Source organism: Pseudomonas sp. 05N431, assembly GCF_056397005.1.
The window spans coordinates 124828-144293 of sequence record NZ_JBFTMN010000008.1 but is presented as its reverse complement, the minus strand read 5'-3'; the positions used below and the strand labels follow the sequence as shown (position 1 = coordinate 144293).

At 60.9% G+C, this 19466-nt stretch carries 17 protein-coding genes and 1 pseudogene; 8 read left to right on the top strand and 10 right to left on the bottom strand.

Going from position 1 to position 19466, the window contains the following annotated elements; translation table 11 throughout:
* Nucleotides 1–40: 40 nt before the first annotated feature.
* On the bottom strand, nucleotides 41–559 hold the full coding sequence (gene msrB / locus AC1DIG_RS15980; protein WP_477768069.1) for a peptide-methionine (R)-S-oxide reductase MsrB: 519 nt from the start codon (nucleotides 557–559) through the stop codon (nucleotides 41–43).
* A 152-nt stretch (nucleotides 560–711) separates the two neighbouring features.
* On the opposite strand from msrB, the gene AC1DIG_RS15975 reads away from it, so the two are divergent.
* The 3 genes from AC1DIG_RS15975 to AC1DIG_RS15965 all read left to right on the top strand — a co-directional run bounded on the left by AC1DIG_RS15975 (nucleotide 712) and on the right by AC1DIG_RS15965 (nucleotide 3554).
* Complete coding sequence (locus AC1DIG_RS15975) at nucleotides 712–1428, top strand: response regulator transcription factor (protein ID WP_477768068.1); 717 nt, start codon at nucleotides 712–714, stop codon at nucleotides 1426–1428.
* Nucleotides 1425–2951 carry a sensor histidine kinase gene (locus AC1DIG_RS15970; RefSeq protein ID WP_477768067.1) on the top strand — a complete coding sequence of 509 codons (1527 nt, stop codon included), beginning with the start codon at nucleotides 1425–1427 and terminating at the stop codon, nucleotides 2949–2951. Before AC1DIG_RS15975 ends, AC1DIG_RS15970 begins: the two co-directional genes overlap by 4 nt.
* Before the next feature lie 90 nt (nucleotides 2952–3041).
* A complete protein-coding gene (locus tag AC1DIG_RS15965) occupies nucleotides 3042–3554 on the top strand; it encodes a hypothetical protein (protein ID WP_477768066.1) in 513 nt (170 codons plus the stop codon).
* A 53-nt stretch (nucleotides 3555–3607) separates the two neighbouring features.
* Here the strand turns inward: AC1DIG_RS15965 and AC1DIG_RS15960 are convergent, their stop codons facing one another.
* Both AC1DIG_RS15960 and AC1DIG_RS15955 read right to left on the bottom strand, forming a co-directional pair.
* Nucleotides 3608–4963, bottom strand: a complete 1356-nt coding sequence (locus AC1DIG_RS15960) for a hypothetical protein (protein ID WP_477768065.1) — start codon at nucleotides 4961–4963, stop codon at nucleotides 3608–3610.
* Entirely contained in the window at nucleotides 4963–5904 is a 942-nt protein-coding gene (locus AC1DIG_RS15955) for a LysR substrate-binding domain-containing protein (protein WP_477768064.1), read from the bottom strand. The genes AC1DIG_RS15960 and AC1DIG_RS15955 overlap by 1 nt, the downstream gene beginning before the upstream one ends.
* A 206-nt stretch (nucleotides 5905–6110) precedes the next feature.
* Between AC1DIG_RS15955 and AC1DIG_RS15950 the strand changes: the two genes are divergently transcribed.
* The 3 genes and pseudogenes from AC1DIG_RS15950 to AC1DIG_RS15940 form a co-directional block, all read left to right on the top strand.
* The gene (locus AC1DIG_RS15950) at nucleotides 6111–8030 is read left to right on the top strand and encodes an FAD/NAD(P)-binding protein (protein WP_477768063.1); all 1920 of its coding nucleotides are present in this window, start codon (nucleotides 6111–6113) and stop codon (nucleotides 8028–8030) included.
* 295 nt (nucleotides 8031–8325) lie between these two features.
* Complete coding sequence (locus AC1DIG_RS15945) at nucleotides 8326–9030, top strand: hypothetical protein (RefSeq protein WP_477768062.1); 705 nt, start codon at nucleotides 8326–8328, stop codon at nucleotides 9028–9030.
* A gap of 370 nt (nucleotides 9031–9400) precedes the next feature.
* Nucleotides 9401–9640: pseudogene (locus tag AC1DIG_RS15940) on the top strand (YebG family protein); the annotation flags it as partial.
* Nucleotides 9641–9803: 163 nt separating this feature from the next.
* Here AC1DIG_RS15940 and AC1DIG_RS15935 read toward each other — a convergent pair.
* The 4 genes from AC1DIG_RS15935 to AC1DIG_RS15920 form a co-directional block, all read right to left on the bottom strand.
* Nucleotides 9804–10913, bottom strand: a complete 1110-nt coding sequence (locus AC1DIG_RS15935) for a dihydrolipoamide acetyltransferase family protein (RefSeq protein ID WP_477768061.1) — start codon at nucleotides 10911–10913, stop codon at nucleotides 9804–9806.
* 28 nt (nucleotides 10914–10941) lie between these two features.
* On the bottom strand, nucleotides 10942–11928 hold the full coding sequence (locus AC1DIG_RS15930; protein WP_477768060.1) for an alpha-ketoacid dehydrogenase subunit beta: 987 nt from the start codon (nucleotides 11926–11928) through the stop codon (nucleotides 10942–10944).
* A complete protein-coding gene (gene pdhA, locus AC1DIG_RS15925; RefSeq protein ID WP_477768059.1) occupies nucleotides 11921–13018 on the bottom strand; it encodes a pyruvate dehydrogenase (acetyl-transferring) E1 component subunit alpha in 1098 nt (365 codons plus the stop codon). The genes AC1DIG_RS15930 and pdhA overlap by 8 nt, the downstream gene beginning before the upstream one ends.
* Before the next feature lie 101 nt (nucleotides 13019–13119).
* Nucleotides 13120–14139: a Leu/Phe/Val dehydrogenase gene (locus AC1DIG_RS15920; protein ID WP_054595755.1), complete on the bottom strand. Its 1020-nt coding sequence runs from the start codon at nucleotides 14137–14139 to the stop codon at nucleotides 13120–13122.
* Nucleotides 14140–14323: 184 nt separating this feature from the next.
* On the opposite strand from AC1DIG_RS15920, the gene AC1DIG_RS15915 reads away from it, so the two are divergent.
* Nucleotides 14324–15127, top strand: coding sequence for a SirB1 family protein (locus AC1DIG_RS15915; protein WP_477768058.1), 804 nt, complete (start codon nucleotides 14324–14326; stop codon nucleotides 15125–15127).
* 102 nt (nucleotides 15128–15229) lie between these two features.
* Here AC1DIG_RS15915 and maiA read toward each other — a convergent pair whose 3' ends face one another.
* The 3 genes from maiA to hmgA are packed head-to-tail and all read right to left on the bottom strand — an operon-like array spanning nucleotide 15230 to nucleotide 18492.
* Nucleotides 15230–15868 (bottom strand): maleylacetoacetate isomerase, encoded by a 639-nt coding sequence (gene maiA, locus AC1DIG_RS15910; RefSeq protein ID WP_477768057.1) that lies wholly within the window; start codon nucleotides 15866–15868, stop codon nucleotides 15230–15232.
* Between the two features lie 11 nt (nucleotides 15869–15879).
* Nucleotides 15880–17184: a fumarylacetoacetase gene (fahA, locus tag AC1DIG_RS15905; protein ID WP_477768056.1), complete on the bottom strand. Its 1305-nt coding sequence runs from the start codon at nucleotides 17182–17184 to the stop codon at nucleotides 15880–15882.
* A 3-nt stretch (nucleotides 17185–17187) separates the two neighbouring features.
* Nucleotides 17188–18492 carry a homogentisate 1,2-dioxygenase gene (gene hmgA, locus AC1DIG_RS15900; RefSeq protein ID WP_477768055.1) on the bottom strand — a complete coding sequence of 435 codons (1305 nt, stop codon included), beginning with the start codon at nucleotides 18490–18492 and terminating at the stop codon, nucleotides 17188–17190.
* 165 nt (nucleotides 18493–18657) lie between these two features.
* Between hmgA and AC1DIG_RS15895 the strand changes: the two genes are divergently transcribed.
* Nucleotides 18658–19455, top strand: coding sequence for an IclR family transcriptional regulator (locus AC1DIG_RS15895; RefSeq protein WP_477768054.1), 798 nt, complete (start codon nucleotides 18658–18660; stop codon nucleotides 19453–19455).
* Nucleotides 19456–19466: the final 11 nt, after the last annotated feature.

Here is a 19466-nt window from a genome sequence, read left to right as displayed (position 1 = left end):
AGGACCTATATGAAGTGAAGGAAAAAGCCTGCCCATGGTGTCAGGCCGCTTGCGGCTTGAAGGTCATCGCCAGACCATTCATGCAGTAGCGCAGACCGGTCGGTTTTGGCCCGTCGTTGAACACATGGCCCAGATGGCCGCCGCAGCGCCGACAGTGAACTTCCTCGCGCAACACGCCGAACGAGCGGTCTTCGCGGGTCGCGACGGCATGCTCCAGGGGCGCCCAGAAACTCGGCCAACCGGTATGGCTGTCGAATTTGGTTTTCGATGAAAACAGCGCCAGATCGCACCCGGCGCAGGCGAAAGTACCGTCGCGGTGTTCGTTGTTCAGTGCACTGGAATAGGCCCGTTCGGTGCCCTCTTCGCGCAGGATTTCGTACTGCTCGGCGCTGAGCAGCTGGTGCCATTGCGCATCAGTGTGGGTGACCTCGAAGGTCTCGGCAGCGCTCGCCTCGCTGATCAGCAGCGAGCGCCCGGTCATTTTTGGCAATACACCGGCAACCAGCGCCGCAAGGCCCAGCCCGCCGCCCGTTAGAAGAATCTGTCGCCGTGAAAACATGGCCCTCTCCCTAAATCCGCCGTGGATGTCATGGAACACAGCCTAGGCTTGAGGTGATCGCCAAATCCTCACGTGGAGTTAAACAATTCGTGATAACTCGCCGAGGGAAAACCCCGCACAATACGTGCACTGCGCAACAGGATTAAGTCCCAATGGATCAACCCAAACGAGTCCTGGTGGTCGAGGACGACAAACACATCGCCGACCTGATCTGCCTGCACCTGCGCGACGAACATTTCGAGGTCGTGCACAGCGCCGATGGCAACGAAGGCTTGCGTCTGCTCGAGCAAGGCAGTTGGGACGCGCTGATCCTCGACCTGATGCTGCCGGGCGTCGACGGCCTGGAAATCTGCCGCCGCGCCCGCGCCATGGCCCGTTACACCCCGATCATCATCACCAGCGCCCGGTCGAGCGAAATGCACCGCATTCTTGGCCTGGAGCTGGGCGCCGACGATTACCTGGCCAAACCGTTTTCGATGCTTGAGCTGGTGGCGCGGGTCAAGGCCCTGCTGCGACGGGTCGACGCCATGGCCCGCAACCTGAAAATGGACGCAGGCAGCCTGACCAGCGACGGGCTGTTCATCGACCCGATCACCCGCGACGTGTCGCTCGACGGCAAGCGCCTGGACCTCACCCCACGCGAGTTCGACCTGCTGTACTTTTTCGCCCGGCAGCCGGGCAAGGTCTTCTCGCGCATGGACCTGCTGAACGCCGTCTGGGGCTACAGCCACGAAGGCTACGAGCACACCGTCAACACTCACATCAACCGTCTGCGGTCCAAGATTGAAACCGACCCGGCGCAACCGGTGCGGATTCTCACGGTGTGGGGCCGCGGCTATAAATTCGCCCCGGTGCAGGAGCAGCCATGAGACTGACACTCACCCAGCGCCTGTCGGCGGTGTTCGCCCTGCTGCTGTTGGTATGCAGCGGCACGTCGGTGTGGATGCAGGTGCGTTCCAACCACATGCATGAGCTGGAAGTGGTGCAAGGCTTGTCCCGGGATCTGGCGCAGCACATCGCCCACGACACCCAGTTGATGGACGCCAATGGCTTGAAACCCGATGCACTACGCGAGCTGTTCAGCCAGTTGATGCTGGTGAACCCGAGCGTCGAGGTGTACCTGCTCGACAGCAGCGGCCGGGTGGTCGGCAATGCGGCGCCCGAAGGCCACCTGCGTCGCGAGCAGGTCGACCTGGCGCCCGTGCGACGCCTGCTCAACGGTGAAGCCCTGCCGATTCTCGGCGATGACCCGCGCAGCATCGACGGGCGCAAGGTGTTCAGCGCCGCACCGCTCAAGGTCAACGCTCAGCAGGTGGGCTATCTCTACGTGGTGTTGCTCAGTGAAGAACATGACCGCTACGCCGAACGCGGCGCCACCGGCGCGGCACTGAACACCGCGCTGTGGTCGATCGGGATGGTCGCGTTGCTGTGCCTGATCGCCGGTCTCACGGCGTTTACCCTGATCACCCGACCGTTGCGCCGCCTGACCGACACGGTCGCGCATTTCGACATCGACGGTGTACCGGCCGCCCCACCCTCGCCGGCGCCATTCAGTACAGCGGAGAACCTCGCCACTCAGGACGAAATCGCCATGCTCGATGCCGCCTTCCGGCAGATGCAAAAGCGTCTTGGCGAACAATGGCGCTCCCTCACCCGCCAGGATCAGGAGCGCCGCGAGCTGGTCGCCAATATCTCCCACGACCTGCGCACACCGCTGGCGTCGCTGCATGGCTACCTCGAAACCCTGTCGTTGAAAGACGCCAGCCTCACACCTGCCGAACGCCGCCGCTACCTGGGCATCGCCCTCGACCAGAGCCGCAAGGTCGGTGGCCTGGCGCAGTCGTTGCTGGAACTGGTGCGCCTGGAACACGGCTTCGTCCAACCGGTGCTGGAGCGTTTTTCCCTGACCGATCTGGTGCAGGACATCTTTCAGAAATTCGAACTGACCGCCGAAGCCCGGCATGTGCAGCTCAAGGCGAGCTTCGCACCGAACGTCTCGGCGGTCTGCGCCGACCTTGGGTTGATCGAGCGCGTGCTGACCAACCTGTTCGACAACGCCTTGCGCCACACACCCGATGGCGGGGAAATCGGCATCAGCCTTGCCCCGCAAGGCAAGTTCGTCGAGATCACCGTCAGCGACAGCGGCCCGGGCATCGCCGCGGAACTGCGCGAAGGCTTGTTCCTTCGGCCCTTCAACATTGGTGGCGCACGCCGCGACGGCGGTTTGGGATTGCGCATCGTGCACCGGATTCTGCAACTGCATGGCCGCGAGATTCACTTGCTGGACGTGCCGGGACAAGGTGCGACCTTCCGTTTTTCTCTGCCGGTGGATGAGGAAACGGCGAGTGCGTTGGCGGTACGTTCAATGAATCTGAATTCGCCCCAGCGATAATCCGCTAATCTCCCTGACATTGACTCAAGCAAGGACGCTGACCATGTTTTACCAAACCACCTCGCCTCAACCCCGCGCAGGTATCCGCTGATGCTCGATATCCTGCAAGGTACGCCGCTGTGGGTCTACGGGGTTTTCCTGTTGATCTGTTATTACGGGCTCAGGGCCAGGACGCCCAGCCGGGAAAGCAAACGCTCGCTGCTCATTACACCGGGCGTGCTAACGCTCTGGTCGTTCTTTTCACTGAACTACCACGGACAGCCCGAGTTGGTGCTGGGCAGCTGGCTCGCCGGTATCGCGCTGGGCAGTCTGGTGGCGATTGCGTTGTTCTCGCGTCGTGGGCTGACGCTGGACAGCGACGGCAAAGACCTGATCGTTCCCGGCACCTGGAAAATTCTCTACATCTCTCTGCTGTTCTTTGCGGTGAAGTACTTCATCGGCTATCAATCCGCCGTTCACCCTGAGCGCTCGGCCAGTGTGCAGATGCTGATATTCACCGGCATCGCCTCAGGGTTTACGCTCGGGCTCTTTTGCGGTCGGGCAATCACGCTGTACCGCGAGTTGATGGCGCTGCTGGCACTCAACAACACTTCCACCGCGTAAAGAAAAGCCCGCACTTCATATCGAAGGCGGGCTTTTTCCCTACGTCGCAACAGCTACCCGGCCACTGCGACCATGTACACAAAACCACCCATAGCAAACGCTAGCGCAAACTTCGCGTGGCTTTCAAAACTGACCTTCCAGGGCGACTCATTCACCGAGGCCGCAGCCGTCACCGCGCTGATGGAAACCGGCGAGATCAACTGCGAGATCACGAACATCGCGATCCACGCCTGATATTCGACCGTGACGGGCAGTTGGGTGATGGGATGAAAGATCGGGAACGCACCGGCAAACAAAATCATCGGGTGAATACCGATGATGGTCAGTAATGGCATCAGCCCAAGAATCAACAGCAACTGAACCGGAGCCGAGCTCAACAGCAGTTTGAAGTCGCCATTCAACGGGCTGAACAACTGCGCGGTTTCCGGCGCACCGAGTGCCACTTGCAATGCGCCGCAGGCGATGAACAACAGGATTTCGGCACTTGAACGCTGAAAACCATCACCGATGGTCGCGGCCAGTTCTGCGACGCCATATTTGGCCAATAGCGACACCGCGCCGGTAATGGAAACCGCCAACGCGACGGTCGTCACCGTGGCGTAGCCGAGCAGCAATTTGCCGACCACAATCACGCTGATGAAGATCGCCAGCGGCAGCATCAGCCCGTGTGACGCGCCGTCCTTTTCCGCAGGCGCCAGTTCAATCGCCGGCTCTTTCTCACTGCGGGTAAACACCAGGCACAACAGCGCCAGCGGCAACCCGGTGAGCAACGCTTGCGACCAGCTCAGCCCGGGGAACATCGCGCTGACCGCTGCCGCCCCCGCAGTGGTCGGTGCAATGAACATCGTCGCCCCCACCGCACGCATGGCCAAACGCAAGTGGTACAGATGATTCAGGCGGGTGCTGCGGGTCAGCGAGCCTACGATGGGCACGGTCGCCAGGCTCAGGAAAAACCCCATCGCGCTGTAGAGTAGAAAGATCGGTCGCGCACTGCGCCGAACGAATGGATGGCTGAGCGCCCGTTCGATCCGCCCTTTGATGTCCTGCCGATCCAGGTAAGCGCGCAATTGCCCAATCCCCAGCAACAGCAAAATCACCCCGTCAAACGAACCCGCACCGCGCACCGGATTGAAAGGAATGGGGGTCAAGACTGCGAGCGTGGCAACGATCACCAACAACCCCAGCCCAAGACGTGCAGATGTTTTGCCAAGCCAAGTGCTGAAGGTCAACGCCAGCCCGGCGACGATCAGGCCGAATGTCAACGCATCCGCCACCTCGCCGTGAGGAACAACCAGCGCCTTGACGATCAGCCAGATCACCAGCGCTATAGAGATCACCGCCAGTGCGGTGCCCCGTGCCCAGCATTTTGACGCCACACCGGAGTGGAGCGCGCGCGCATCCCTGGACATTAAAAGTTCCCGAGCTGTGCCGTATCACTATGAGCGATAGCAATCGGCAGGCGTTCCCTGGCCAGTGCATGGGTGATCACCAGCGCATCGCACACGGTTTCAGAAAACGACGCCATGGCCGGTGTCCAGGTGTTCTGCTGCGCCGCGGCAAAATAAGTGTCGACGATCGCATAGCGCTCCGGCAGGTCGAGACTGTAGATGTTGAAGCGGGATTTCTGGGCGTCGACCGTGGACTTTGGCAGTACGGCATAACCCATGCCTGCAGCAACGCAGCCGAGCATGGCGTCCAGCGTGCCGAAATCAATGATGCGCACTGCCGAGACGCCGCACGAGGCCAGCAGCAGTTCAATGCTGTGGCGATAGCTGCAGCCTTGGCGAAAGGCCAGGAAGGTTGCCGTCAGCAGGGACTCCTTGGACGGCATTTTCTCCAGCGGCCGGGAAGAAATCAGCACCAGTTCCTCGGTGAAGGCTTTGTACATGTGGAATCGCCGGTGGTCGACTTTGCCTGCCACAAACACGCAATCGAAGCGCCCTTCCACCAATCCCCTGACCAGATCTGCAGTCGGCCCGGTGGTGAGTTTGATATCGACTTCAGGGTTTTTGCCGTGGAAGCTTGCCAGGATCCCCGGTAAGCGAAACGCTGTGGTGGTCTCCATCGCGCCGATGCGCAGCTCGCCACTTAGGGACTGGCTGCCTCGGAAAAAGGCCACGGCCTCGTCGTGATTTCGCTGAATTCTGTCAGCATATTCGCTAAGCGCGTGACCGGCGGAAGTGAGGCGTGCCCGGCCAGTGCGGTCGATCAGTTGAGCGCCCAGCTCGGTTTCGAGTTTTTTGATATGTGCGGTGACGTTGGATTGCACGGTGTGCAAGCGTTCAGCGGCGGCGACGAAGCTGCCCGTTTCAGCCACGGCCAAAAAAATACGCAATGATTTGAGCTGCATGGACCTGCCATCCCTGGACGCGAACATCTCGAAAAGTGATGCGCAGTATCTCGGATAATCGTTGGCAAAGCTATTTTTGCGCTGCGTATCCTGCCCCCGGTTTTAAACGCATAAGAGGTGGCGCTGAGCAAAACACCTCCTGATTCAGGGAAAGGTCTTGCAAGACGTCGAGGTAACGCCTCGCCAAGAATAAGGGAGTTGGGCAGATGCAACAGGCTACGCTAGCGATCGCGATTATCGGCATGGGACCACGGGGTCTGAACGTGCTCGAACGAATCACCGCCTACGCTTGCGATCAAAAAAACCACAAGAACGTAGCAGTGCATCTCATCGACCCCGGCGTACCGGGCGAAGGTATTCACCACTCCTCGCAACCGGATTACCTGCTACTCAATACCGTCGCATCGCAGATCACTCTGTTCATGGACCCGACCGTGGTCGATGCCGGGCCGTTGATCGAGGGGCCAAGCCTGTACGAGTGGGCTGTCGGCAACTGGAAACACCCGTTACCGCTGGGGCCCAACACGTACCTGCCGCGCAGTGCTTTTGGCGAGTACCTGAACTGGGTCTACAAATTCCTGATCGCCCGGCTGGAACAGCACTGCGAAGTGCATCTGCATACCTGCACGGCCAACGATATTGAACAGACCGCGAGCCAATCGTTTGTCATCCAGACCTCGAACGGCAAAACGATCAACGCCGGCTACCTTTTTCTGACCACGGGCCACTCGGAAAACCATCCGGACGCTGAGGACATCGAGCGTCGCGCTTTCGTTGCGACCCACAACTTCAATAACAAAAACCTGCGCTATGTGGCCACCGGGCCGCTGCCGATCCACAAGCAACTCGACGAGATATCCCCCGACGCTTCAGTGGCGATCGAAGGCATGGGCCTGACCGCTATCGACGCGATCACCGCGCTGACCGCGGGCCGTGGTGGCCGCTTCGAGCGTGACGAGAGCGGCGTGCTGAGCTATCAGCCGTCCGGCGCGGAACCGTCGCTGGCACTGTTCTCGCGCAGCGGCATTCCGTTCGCCGCCCGCGCCGTGAACCAGAAAGGTGTCTCGGGCCAATACCAGGCACGGTTCCTGACCCGTGAGCAGATCAATCAATGGAAGCTGAGCCACAAACCCGGCGAGCTCGATTTCCACGGCCACATTTTCCCGCTGATTCTGCGCGACATGGCCCATGCCTATTACCTGTCCCATGCCACCCGGTTGCATGGCAGCTCCTTCGCCGAGTTGCTCGACTCCACGCTGGTCCCTCTCGACACGTCGGAGGCCGAAAACGTGCTGCGCCAATGCTGCCCACAGATTCCGCGGTTTTCCTGGGACAAACTCGCCAACCCCATCAGCCGCAACGACCTGGCCAGCAAGGAACACTTCCATCAGTGGCTGACCGACTATCTGGAGCAAGACCTCGCCGAGGCGCGTGAAGGCAATTGCGAAAGCCCGATCAAGGCCGCCTGCGATGTGCTGCGCGACATTCGCGACAACCTGCGCCGAGTGGTCGATTTCGGCGCGCTGTCGGCGGCGTCGCACAAACGCTTCATGAACGAGTTCGTCCCGGTGATGAACCGCCTGGCCGTTGGCCCGCCATTGCAACGCACCGAAGAAATGCTCGCGTTGATGCGTGCGGGTTACCTGATGGTCAGCTTCGGCCCTGAAACCCGTGCGCATATGGACGGTGAGTCGTATTCGTTCACCATCAAAAGCGCGAGCCTGCCCGACCGCGAGTTCCGCGCCGATGTGCTGCTTCGTGCCAGGGTGCCGAAGTCATCGCCCAACCAGGACAAATCACCGCTGCTCTATCGCCTGCTGGAAAAGGGCCTGGTTCGCCCGTTTACCAATCAGGGTATGGAGATTGGCGGCATCGACGTCGATGAAGATCTGCACATCATCCCGCTGAGCGGCAAACCGCTGAGCAATGCCTGGGCCTTGGGGACCCTTTGCGAAGGCGCCAAGTTCTATACCTACATCGTTGCGCGCCCCTTCGTGAACTCCACCGCGCTGGTGGACGCGGGACGCAGCGTGGGCGAGTTGTTCCGGCAGATCAACACGCCGCAAATGACCAGGAGAGCGGCTGCCAGCGTCGCTGATTCTTCTAGATCGCTCGCTCACCTTTAACCTCTGGAACGCCAAGGCGATGGTTGAAGTGCTGGTCGCCGAGATGAACTGAATACCCAATGCCCTGAAGTACCGGCAGCTTGCCCGCCGGACTGCCTTTTGCCCCGCCTTCGAATCGAACGCGGGGCTTTTTTTGCGCAACGATTGGCCGATGTAGCGGTCACATCGGTCGCTGTGTTGCCCTGATCGTCCGTTGGTCCGTGACAACATCGCAGCGGTCCAATAGATTAAGCGACCCGAAAACGCCGATGCTGTTCTCGTCTTAAATTCTGTTTAAAGAAGTAGTGAAATTTCAATGCCAGATTCCAATACCGCTGAATCCGTAATCACCTTGTCGTCCAAAGCGGAATACGAAAACTCCATCAATCTTTCACAACACGTGCCGCAGGCCAAAACCATCAGCGAGATGGTCCTGGATGCCTTCCACACCTCGAAAGAAAGCGACCAGATTCGCGAGTTGCGCGCGGCCATCCGCCAGGCTCACGATCGCTTCGACGACGACAAAGCCTACGAACTGATGGGCGAGCTCAAACAACTCAAGGACGCCGAGGCCGCCGATATCGCCGCCCTCGAAGACCTGAGCAGCAAGTTCCCGATCAGCCGGATTCTGTCGAGCTTCAAGGATGACCCAAGCTTTCAGGAGCTGGTCTACGGCCTGGCGCTAAAAGTGCTGAACCAGACCCATCAGGCCATCAGCAACCCAAGCGGCGGCAAAAACAAGGCAGCTCGCGCCAAGAAAGAAATCGAAGTGTTCAGCATCAGCAAGGACGGCGTCAGCGTCAGCCTGCCGCTGCGCAACCCGCGCTCCAAGCCGAACGTCGACCGTGAAGCCTTTGAATTCCTCGGTTTCACCTTTGTGGGTGAAGGCGACGAGGCGGAGCTTGCCAGCGAGACCTTCATCGACAATGCCGGCACCGAACAACCGGCCACCCGCAAAGCCATCGTCACCGCCCTGCAACAGCAGACGGCGTTCGACGGCTACAGCATCGCGGCACAGTAACCACCCGCGATTCCTGCACAACGGCTCGTAGCAGCTGTCGAGCCCGCGAGGCTGCGTCCGAGGACGCAGTCCTCGCAAATCCTCCGTACGCGGTTCTCCTGAAAGAACACATTGCCTGATTTTACGGCCGCTTTGCGGCCGGACGCAGCCTCGCAGGCTCGACAGCTGCTACGGGAGCCAGGCTCGACAGTTGCTGCCGGTACGGGAGCCATTACCAGCAATGGGGCCACTCGCTCCGCCTGACAAATCCTGAATCCGGTCTACATTAAAAAGCCACTACCCAAAGCACAGGGATTCGCTTATCCTTTTGGCTGTATATAAATACAGTAGTCGCAAAAGACAACTATCGTGAAGGCATGTGAGGTGGTGAATGGCCGTCGAAGTGGTATACCGCAGCAGCCGAGATCTGGAGCGCTTGTTCATGGATAAAGCCGAAGCTGACCGTCATGACAAAATGCTCGAACTGGCCGAGTTGCTGGCTGAAGTGTTGCAAAAAGCGGTTCCGTCGCTGACCGAGCAACAGGTGGAAGAAGCCGGGATCTACATGGCGAAAAATCGCGATGTATTCGCCAAGGCGTTCAAGAGCCAGCCGGACGCCCTGTCCGAATTGCTCAACGTGCCTGCTGAAACCGTTGAACCCGTTAAGCCCGTTGACGCAACTGAATCAGCGGAGCCTGCCAAACCCGCAAAGCCCGCCAAGGCTGCCAAGTAAGCAACGCCCGAATTGAATAGGCCCTGAGTCACTGACTCAGGGCCTTTTTCATGCCCGCGTTTCAACTGTCCGGTTGTTCCAGTGCCTCGACCAACACCTTGAAGAACCGCGCCGCTTCCCCTCCCGTCACTACCCGATGATCGAAGGTCAGCGACAGCGGCAATATCGGGTGCACCACAACCTTGCCCGCCATCGCCACCGGTTCGTCGCGAATGGCACCGGCCGCGAGGATCGCTACTTGCGGCGGTACGACAACCGGGTTGGCATAGCGCCCGAACATGGTGCCGAAGTTCGACAAGGTCAGGGTCGCGCCCATCATTTCCCTGGCCGGGATCGAACGCGCCTGCACGTCGGTGCGCAAGCGGGTGATGCCTTCTTTCAAATCATCCGACGAGCGATTACCCACATCGCGCAACACCGGCACGAACAAACCATCAGGGGTGTCGACGGCAATGCCCAGATTCAGGGTGTCGTGGTGCTTGATCGACAAGGACTTGCCATCAAAGCCACAGTTGAGCATCGGCTCCACGGCACAGGCTGCCGCCATGGCTTTGGCCAAACGGATCAACGGATCACGGGCACGGCCCCAGCGATGCAGGTCGGCATCGGCGTAGATGGTCACCGGCACCACCTCGGCGTGGGACCTGGCCATGTTCAGCGCCATGCTGCGGCGCACCCCGCGCAGCTTCTCCCCGCCAAATCTGTCGCGCTCGGTTTGCGAGGCACTTTCCACGTCGCTGCGGGTGATCAGCCCATCGGGGCCGGAGCCGATCAGCCCAGTCAACTCAACGCCCAGTTGCCGGGCCAGTTGCCGCACCGCCGGGGTAGCGCGAGCGCTCATGTGTTCACGGGTCGAGGGCGCGGCGCCAACGAAAAACTGATCGTCCTGATGGCTGCCGCCGCCTTCAAGCCGCCCCACCACCGTGCCGGCATCCGCCTCGCCTTCATACCCCAGCAAGGGTTCACCGACGTGCAAAATGTCACCTTCGCCGCCGAAGGTCTTCGCCACCACACCGTCGTAAGGTGCGGGAATATCCACCAGGGCCTTGGCGGTTTCCACTGATACCAACAGTTGATCGGCCTTCACCGTATCGCCGACCTTGACGTGCCATTCGACGATTTCCGCTTCTTGCAGCCCCTCGCCCAAGTCAGGCAATTTGAAATATTTCATCGCAGCCTCCCGGGCCTCAGGCGCCTTTTTAGAAGTGGTGCAGCACGCTGTCGCAGGCGTGAAGGATGTCTTCGACGTTGGGCATGTACAGTAACTCTTGCCGATACAGTGGTGGCGGAATGTCCGGCGCGGTGACCCGCAGGATCGGCGCCTGCAAATCCAGCAATGCACGTTCATAGAGGCTGGCGGCGATTTCCGCGCCGACGCCACAGGTTCGTGGCGCTTCATGGACGATCACGCAACGGCCGGTCTTGCGCACCGAGGCCTCCAGCGTGTCGAGGTCCAGCGGCTTGATGCTCGCGACATCGATCACCTCGGCCCAAATCCCTTGTTCCGCCAACGCATCGGCTGCCTGCAAGGTTTCCATGACGCTGGCACCCCAGCTGATCAGGGTGATATCGCTGCCTTCACGCAAGGTGAAACAGGTATCGAGCGGCAGGCGTTTGCCGTCGTCGATCAACGGTTGCGGGTTCATTCGGTAGAGCCGCGTCGGTTCGAGAAAGACCACCGGGTCCGGGTCGTCGATGGCCGCCAGCAGCAGGCCATAAGCCCGCGCCGGTGACGAAGGAATCAGCACGCGTAATCCCGGGATATGCGCAAACAGCGCCTCGGTGCTTTCACTGTGATGTTCCGGCGCGCGAATCCCCGCCCCCATCGGCGAACGCAGCACCATCGGGCACGTAATTCGCCCGCGCGTGCGATTGCGCATGCGGCTGGCGTGGGACACCAGGTGCTCCATGGTCGCGTAGATGAAACCCATGAACTGGATTTCCAGCACCGGTTTCAAGCCTTGGGCCGCCATGCCGATCACCAGTCCGCCGAGCATGGTTTCGGCCAGCGGCGTATCGATCACCCGTTTGAAGCCAAAGCTGTCGCGCAACCCTAGCGTGGCGCGAAACACACCACCGTTCACGCCGACGTCCTCACCCAGCACAATCACGTTTTCGTCCTCGCGCATGGCCCGGTGCAACGCCAGGTTGACCGCCTCCAGCAGCGTGACTTTACCGTTACTCATGGGCGGGCCCTCCTGCACGGCGCGCCGCGCGTTCGAGCAACCACTCGCGCTGCTCGGCCAGCGCCGTCGGCCACTGGGCATAAACGTGATCGATCACCGATTCAGCTGACTGATGGCCGGCCGCATCGAAGTTATCCACAGCGCCCTGCACCAGCGTCTGACACTCGGCAATCAGTGCCTGTTCGCGCCCCTCGTCCCACACGCCCTGCCCGGCCAGAAACCGTTGCAAGCGCTTGACCGGTTCTTCAAGCCAGGCCTGTTTGACCTCTTCGGCCGGACGGTAACGCGTGGCATCGTCTGCGGTGGTGTGATCGCCGAGGCGGTAACTCACGCACTCCAGCAACACCGGACCTTTACCGTGACGCGCGCGTTCGAGGGCGATTTGCACCCGGTCGTAGACCGCGAGTATGTCGTTACCATCGACTTGCTCGCCGTGGAAACCGGCACCGATCGCCTTCTGCGCCAGGGTCGGCGCCGCGCATTGAATCCGCCGTGGCACTGAGATCGCCCACTGGTTGTTGTTGATCACGAACACCACCGGCAATTGCCAGGCCCCCGCGACGTTCAAGGCTTCAAGAAAGTCGCCCTTGCTGGTGGCGCCATCACCGCAGGTGGTCACGGCCACCCGGTGTTCGCCGCGAATCTTGAACGCACTGGCGACTCCGCACGCGTGCAGCGCCTGGGTGGCGATCGGCACGCAGATCGGGAAATCCTCGACCGCCGCGGGCTCGGCAAAATCGCTACCGCGCTCATCGCCGCCCCAGTACAGCAAAATCTCTTCCATGCGCACCCCGCGCATCAATTGCACGCCAGTGTCGCGGTAATACGGGATCAGCACGTCCTCGGGATGCATCAGGCTGCCGACGGCCACGCCGATCGCTTCCTGGCCAAGCGTGGGTGCGTAAGTGCCGATGCGCCCGGTGCGTTGCAGGGCGACGGCTTTTTGATCGAAGAGACGGGTCAGGACCATTTGCCGGTAGAGGCGGGTCAGCAGATTGAAGTCGTCGGCCCAGGCGGGAAGTTCGCTCAATGCCTGGCCGTCGGGGGATAAATAGCGGGTGTAGGGAACGTCGACCTTGTTATGGGACATGGCACAGCTCCTTGCACGCCGGGTCAGCGTGCCGTTGTCGAGCCTAATGCTTGTGGCGCCAGGCTCAGGGAGCAAGTCGACCGGGTAAGGCCCTCACTCCGTCATCGGTATAGCACTTTCTCTGCCAGCTCATCCGCCACCCGGGCCGGTGAGCGTTTTTCAGCCTGGGCGTGGGCGAAGACTTCAGTCAGCCGCGAGCTGATTTTCGAGAGGTGCGCGGTGATGTTCGACAACGCCTCGCCACGGTGTTTGAGCGATACATAAATCAACCCGCCGGAATTGATCACGTAGTCCGGCGCATACAGAATGCCGCGGTTCTCCAACTGGTCGGCCACCAGCAGGTTGGTCAACTGATTGTTGGCCGAACCCGCCACTGCGGCGCAGCGCAATTGCGCAACGCTGTGGCTGTTGAGCACACCGCCCAGCCCGCAAGGCGCGAGGATGTCGCACGGGGTGCTGAGCAGCGATTCGTTGGCAATCGGGCGGGCGCCCAACTGCTCGATGGCCAGTTGCACCTTGCCGGCGTCGATGTCGCTGACCAGCAACTCGGCCCCGGCGGCATGCAGTTGCTCGGCGAGGGCAAAACCGACATTGCCCAACCCCTGGACCGCCACCCGCAGGCCTTCAAGGTTGTCACTGCCCAACCGGGCCATGGCCGTGGCGCGAATACCGGCGAACACCCCCATGGCGGCATGCGGCGCCGGATCACCGGCGGCGGTGGTGCTGGTGACATGCTGGGTTGTCTGGGCAATGCAATCCATGTCGGCGACCGAAGTACCGCTGTCGATGGCCGTGATGTAGCGACCGTCGAGCTGTTCGACAACGCGGCCGAAGGCCTCGAACAAGGCTGCGCGGCTTTCTACGTGAGGCGGGCGAACGATCACCGCCACCCCGCCACCCTGCGCCAGCCCGGCCAGCGCAGCCTTGTAGCTCATGCCTTGCGCCAGGCGCGCAGCATCCACCACGGCGCTTTCATCGTCGGGATAGGCTAGGTAACGGCAGCCACCGAGGGCAGGGCCCAAACGGCTGCAATGAATGGCAATCACCGCCTTCAACCCGGTCACCGGGTCTACGCTCAGGTGCAGCGATTCAAGGCGAGTGCTTTGCATGAGAGCGAACATCGTAGGGCTCCCGAATCACTTCTTGTAGTCGCCAGTATAGGCTTGCGGCTGAAAATTGCTGAAGCGCACCGGAATAAGCAGAAGGGGTTTTAAAGCCTTTAAGACATAACCTGCAACGGCATGTGTAGAGCACTGGACGAATGCCTGAGACGGGGCTAAAACGAGGCATTCGACGGAGATTTTGATGAACCCGCGCCACGCTTTTTTCGCCTGTCTGCAACGCTCGCCACCGGCGCTCTTCGAAGCGGCGCTGTGGATCGCTGCCGAGCACGATCCGCAGGTGAAGCCCGAGGTGCTGCTGGAGCAATTCAAGGATCTGCAACAACGGGTCAGTGCCGGTCTGCCGATGTTGCCGGTCAGCGAGTTGGCCCAACCGTTGTTGCGGCGACTCAATGACATGGGTTATCAACAGGACGAATCCATCCCGCTGCGCCCGCAAGCGGCGCTGCTCAACAAGGTGCTGGAACGCCGGCGCGGGCAACCGCTGGCACTCGGTTTGATCGCGCTGGAGTTGGCCCGGCGGCTGGAGATCCCAATGGTCGGGGTGAATTTTCCCGGGCACTTTCTGTTGCGGGTGCAGGGCGCCGATCATGTGCTCGACCCGTGTGGCGGTCGGCGCTTGTACCCCAACGACTGCCGCGAGTTGCTGCAGCGCCAGTACGGCCCGAACATGCAGCTCAGCGCCGAGCATCTGGTGACGAGCGATCCGGTCCAGATGCTCCAGCGACTGTCGCGCAACTTGCGTCAGTTACATTTAGCCAACGATGACAACATCGGCGCGCTGATCGATGCCGAGCGGGTGCTGGAGCTCGGCAATGCCTGCGTCAGCGACTACCTGGCCCGCGCCAGCCTCTATCAACGGCTGGATTGCCCCAACGCCGAACGTTTCGACCTGGAGCATGCCCTGTTGCTCACCGACGACCCGATCCAGCGCATACGCCTGACTGAACGATTGGGGCATTTACCGCCTAATTCCATCGTGCATTGACCCTTGTGGGAGCGAGCTTGCTCGCGATGGGAGCACCTCGGTGTTACTGACAGGCCGCGTTATCGTTCATCGCGAGCAAGCTCGCTCCCACAGGGTAATGCGTTACTTTGGGGTATCGGGCTGATTCGCCGGGTGGGCCTTGATGAAGGCTGGATGCTGCGCGGCCAGCGCCGCGACCCGGCGAATCCGCGGATACGCCTCAAGAGAAATGTTGAACCGCTCGGCTGCGTACAACTGCGGAATCAGGTAGACATCCGCCAACCCCGGCCCGCTGCCGAAACAGTAACCCTCATCGCCAATCAAGTGCTCGACTGCCGACAGCCCCTGAGTGATCCAGTGACCGATCCACTGCACCACCTGCGGCTCATCATGACCGAGTTGGCGCAGCTGATTGAGCACGCTGACGTTGTGCAGCGGATGAACGTCGCAACCGATCAACGCCGCCACCCCACGCTCATGCGCGCGCCTGGCCAGGTCTTTGGACAGCAGCGGCACCTGTGGATAACGCTCTTCCAGGTACTCGATGATCGCCGGGGACTGGATCAGCAACTCGCCTTCATCGGTGCGCAAGGCTGGCACCCGGCCTTGCGGGTTGATGTGCAAATAAGCCGGTTGCTGGTGTTCGCCACCCTGCGGCGCGATCAAATTGATCGGCAGCGCCTGGTAATCCAGCCCTTTGAGTGCCAGAGCAATGCGCACCCGAAAGGACGATGTCGAACGGTAGTAGGTAAAGAGTTCCATGGCCTGACCTCTTAGCGTGCTGGCAGGATTTTGCCGCGGCATTCGCCGAAACCAATGGAGGCGAAACCGTCACGGCTGCAGCGTGCACGCAGGATGATTTCGTCGCCGTCTTCAAGGAATTTGCGCACCTCGCCCGAAGCCAGTTCGATCGGCTTTTTACCGCCTTCGGTGATTTCCAGCAGGCTGCCGAACTGACCGTTTTCCGGCCCCGACAAGGTGCCCGAACCGAACAGGTCACCGGCCTGCAACTGGCAACCGTTGACGCTGTGGTGCGCGACCATTTGCGCCACGGTCCAGTACATGTATTGAGTGTTGCTCAGCGTCAGGCGATGGGCTGGCAGGTTTTGTTCGCGCATAGCTTCGGTGAGCAGCAGCACTTCCAGTTCGATATCGAAGGCGCCAGCGGCCTGATCACGCTTGTCAGACAGATACGGCAGTGGCTGCGGATCGCCTTCGGGACGCGCCGGTTGGGCACGGCGGAACGGTTCCAGCGCTTCAGCGGTGACAACCCATGGCGAGATGCTGGTGATAAAGCTTTTCGACAGGAACGGCCCCAGTGGCTGGTATTCCCAGGCCTGGATGTCGCGCGCCGACCAGTCGTTGAGCAGGCAGAAACCGGCGATGTGCTCGGCGGCATCGCCGATGGCAATCGAGTCGCCCATTTCATTGCCCTGACCGATCCAGATGCCGAGCTCCAGCTCATAGTCCAGGCGCGCGCACGGGCCGAAGGTTGGTTCGGTCTGACCGGCGGGCAAGGTTTGGCCCTTCGGACGACGCACGTCGGTGCCGGACGGGCGAATGGTCGATGCACGGCCGTGGTAGCCGATCGGCACGTACTTGTAGTTCGGCAGCAACGGGTTGTCTGGGCGGAACAGTTTGCCAACGTTCTGCGCGTGCTCGATACCGACGTAGAAGTCGGTGTAGTCATTGATCTTCGCAGGCAGGTGCATCTGGCAATCGGTAGCCAATGGCAGCAGTTTTGCGCCTTGGGCCTCGATCTTGCCGCGCAGGGTGCTGCCTTCAGTGAACAGTTCCAGCAGACGTTCACGCAGGGCCACGCGGGCGCCACGTCCGAGGTCGAAGAACGCGTTCAGTTGACCGCCACGGGTGGCTTCGACAGCCGCACGCGCCGCACCGTCAAACAGACCGGCTTCGAGCGCCGCTTCCAGGTCGAAAATATGCTCGCCGATCGCCACACCGCTGCGCGGTGCCGAACCCTGAGTGCTGAACACACCCAGCGGCAGGTTTTGCAGCGGGAAGTCAGTGTGACCGTTGGCGGAGGCAACCCAGCTACGAGTGGGGGTGGTCTGAGTCATGGGTTATCTCCGGTTCGGGTTAAAAGTGGCGGGCAGCGAGGCCCAGCAAGCATCGTAGTTGTTTTGCAACTGCTGGCAATCAAGGGCAAAACGGCTTGGGCGCAATACCTGGCTGGTCTCGAACATGAAGGCCATGGTGTTGTCGATTTTGCTCGGTGCAAGCTCGGCATTGATCGCCTTGGTGCAGGTTTCACCGTCCGGCCCGTGAGCGCTCATGCAGCTGTGCAACGACGCGCCACCCGGCAGGAAACCTTCGGCCTTGGCGTCGTAGGTGCCCTGGATCAGGCCCATGAATTCATTCATCAGGTTGCGGTGGAACCACGGTGGACGGAAGGTATTTTCGGCCACCATCCAGCGCGGCGGGAAGATCACGAAATCGAGGTTGGCCAGACCGTGGACACTGGTCGGTGACGTCAGCACGGTGAAGATCGACGGGTCCGGGTGATCGAAGCTGACCGTGCCGATGGTGTTGAAGCGGCGCAGGTCATATTTGTACGGCACATTATTACCGTGCCAGGCGACCACGTTCAGCGGCGAATGGTCGAGCTCGCAGCCCCACAACTCACCGAGGAACTTCTGCACCAGGGTGGTCGGTTGCTTGAGGTCCTCGTAGTGCGCAACCGGGGTCAGGAAGTCCCGTGGATTGGCCAGACCGTTACTGCCAATCGGCCCGAGGTCCGGCAGGCGCAGCGGTGCGCCGTGGTTTTCGGCCAGGTAGCCACGGGCTTGCGGGTCGAGCAATTCGATGCGGAATTTCAAACCGCGCGGCAGCACGGCGATTTCCAGCGGTTCCAGTTCCAGCACCCCGAGTTCGGTGGCGATGCGCAACCGACCTGACTCCGGCACCAGCAACCACTCGCCATCGGCGTTGAAGAACACCCGCTCCATGGAGCGATTGGCGCGGTAGTGAAAAATGCTGATCCCGGCCGGTTTTTCCGAACCCGAGTTGGCCGCCATGCGCACCAGGCCGTCGATGAAATCGGTCGGTTCGGCAGGGATGTCCAACGGGTTCCAGCGCAGGCGATTGGGCGTCACGTCGCCCAGCGGACCACCGGCAATCTGTCGATCAAGTTTGACGAACGCTGGGTGATTGGCCGACGGCTGAATACGGTACATCCAGGTGCGTCGCGCTTCACTGCGTGCCATGGTGAACGCAGTACCGGAGAACAGTTCGGTGTAGAGACCGTACGGGGCTTTTTGCGGGGAGTTCTGGCCGACGGGCAGTGCGCCGGGCAACGCTTCGCTGCTGAATTCGTTGCCGAAACCTGACTGGTAAACCAGCGCCGGCGCCGTTGAATCAAGGTTCATGGAGCCTCCTGAACAGGGAGTAGGCCGTGGCTTATGGCTCCTTTTCAGAAGTCTCGGCACGCCCAGGTTATTTTTATCGTAATTCGATTACGCATAACGTAATTTGATTGGTATTGACCGTCAAGCTATAAAGACGCCCATTCGTCCCGGGATCACACCGCCTCCATGGAAAAGCCGCGCAGCAGCACCGCCGACAACGGTAAACAGAAAGTCCGCTCGGCCGAAGTCGGCACCGACATCCTCAAGGCCTTGGCCGAGTTGTCGCCATCGACATCGTTGTCGCGCTTGGCCGAACACGTGCAGATGCCGGCGAGCAAGGTTCACCGCTATTTGCAGGCATTGATCGCCAGCGGCTTTGCCGAACAAAACACCGCCACCAACCATTACGGCCTCGGTCGCGAAGCCTTGCGCGTTGGCCTGGCCGCTTTAAACAGTATGGACGTGCTGAAAGTCGCCGCCCTACCGCTGGCCGAGTTGCGCGATGAGCTGAACGAAACCTGCTTCCTCGCGGTGTGGGGCAACCAGGGCGCAACCGTGGTGCATATCGAGCCCGCTGTGCGCGCGGTAACGGTGGTGACGCAACTGGGTTCGGTACTGCCGCTGCTCAGTTCATCCACCGGCCTGGTGTTCAGCGCTTATTTGCCGAACCGCGAAACCGTCGAGCTGCGCGAACTGGAAGTGCAGGCAACGGCTGCCCACCCACTGGCCAATGACCAGATCTATGCGACTTTGTGTGAACAGATCCGCGAACGCGGCTTGCATCATGTGCATGGATTGTTGATGCCGGGCGTCGATGCGCTCTCGGCACCGGTGTTCAATGCGGTCGGCCAGGTGGCGGCCGTGCTGACCATTGTCGGCCCGACGTCGTTGTTCCACGCCGACGAAAACGGCCCGGCGGCGCAGCGATTGCTGGCGGCGACCCGGGCCGTAAGTTGGCGGATGGGGTATGAGCCACCCGCCTGAATCGGTTGATC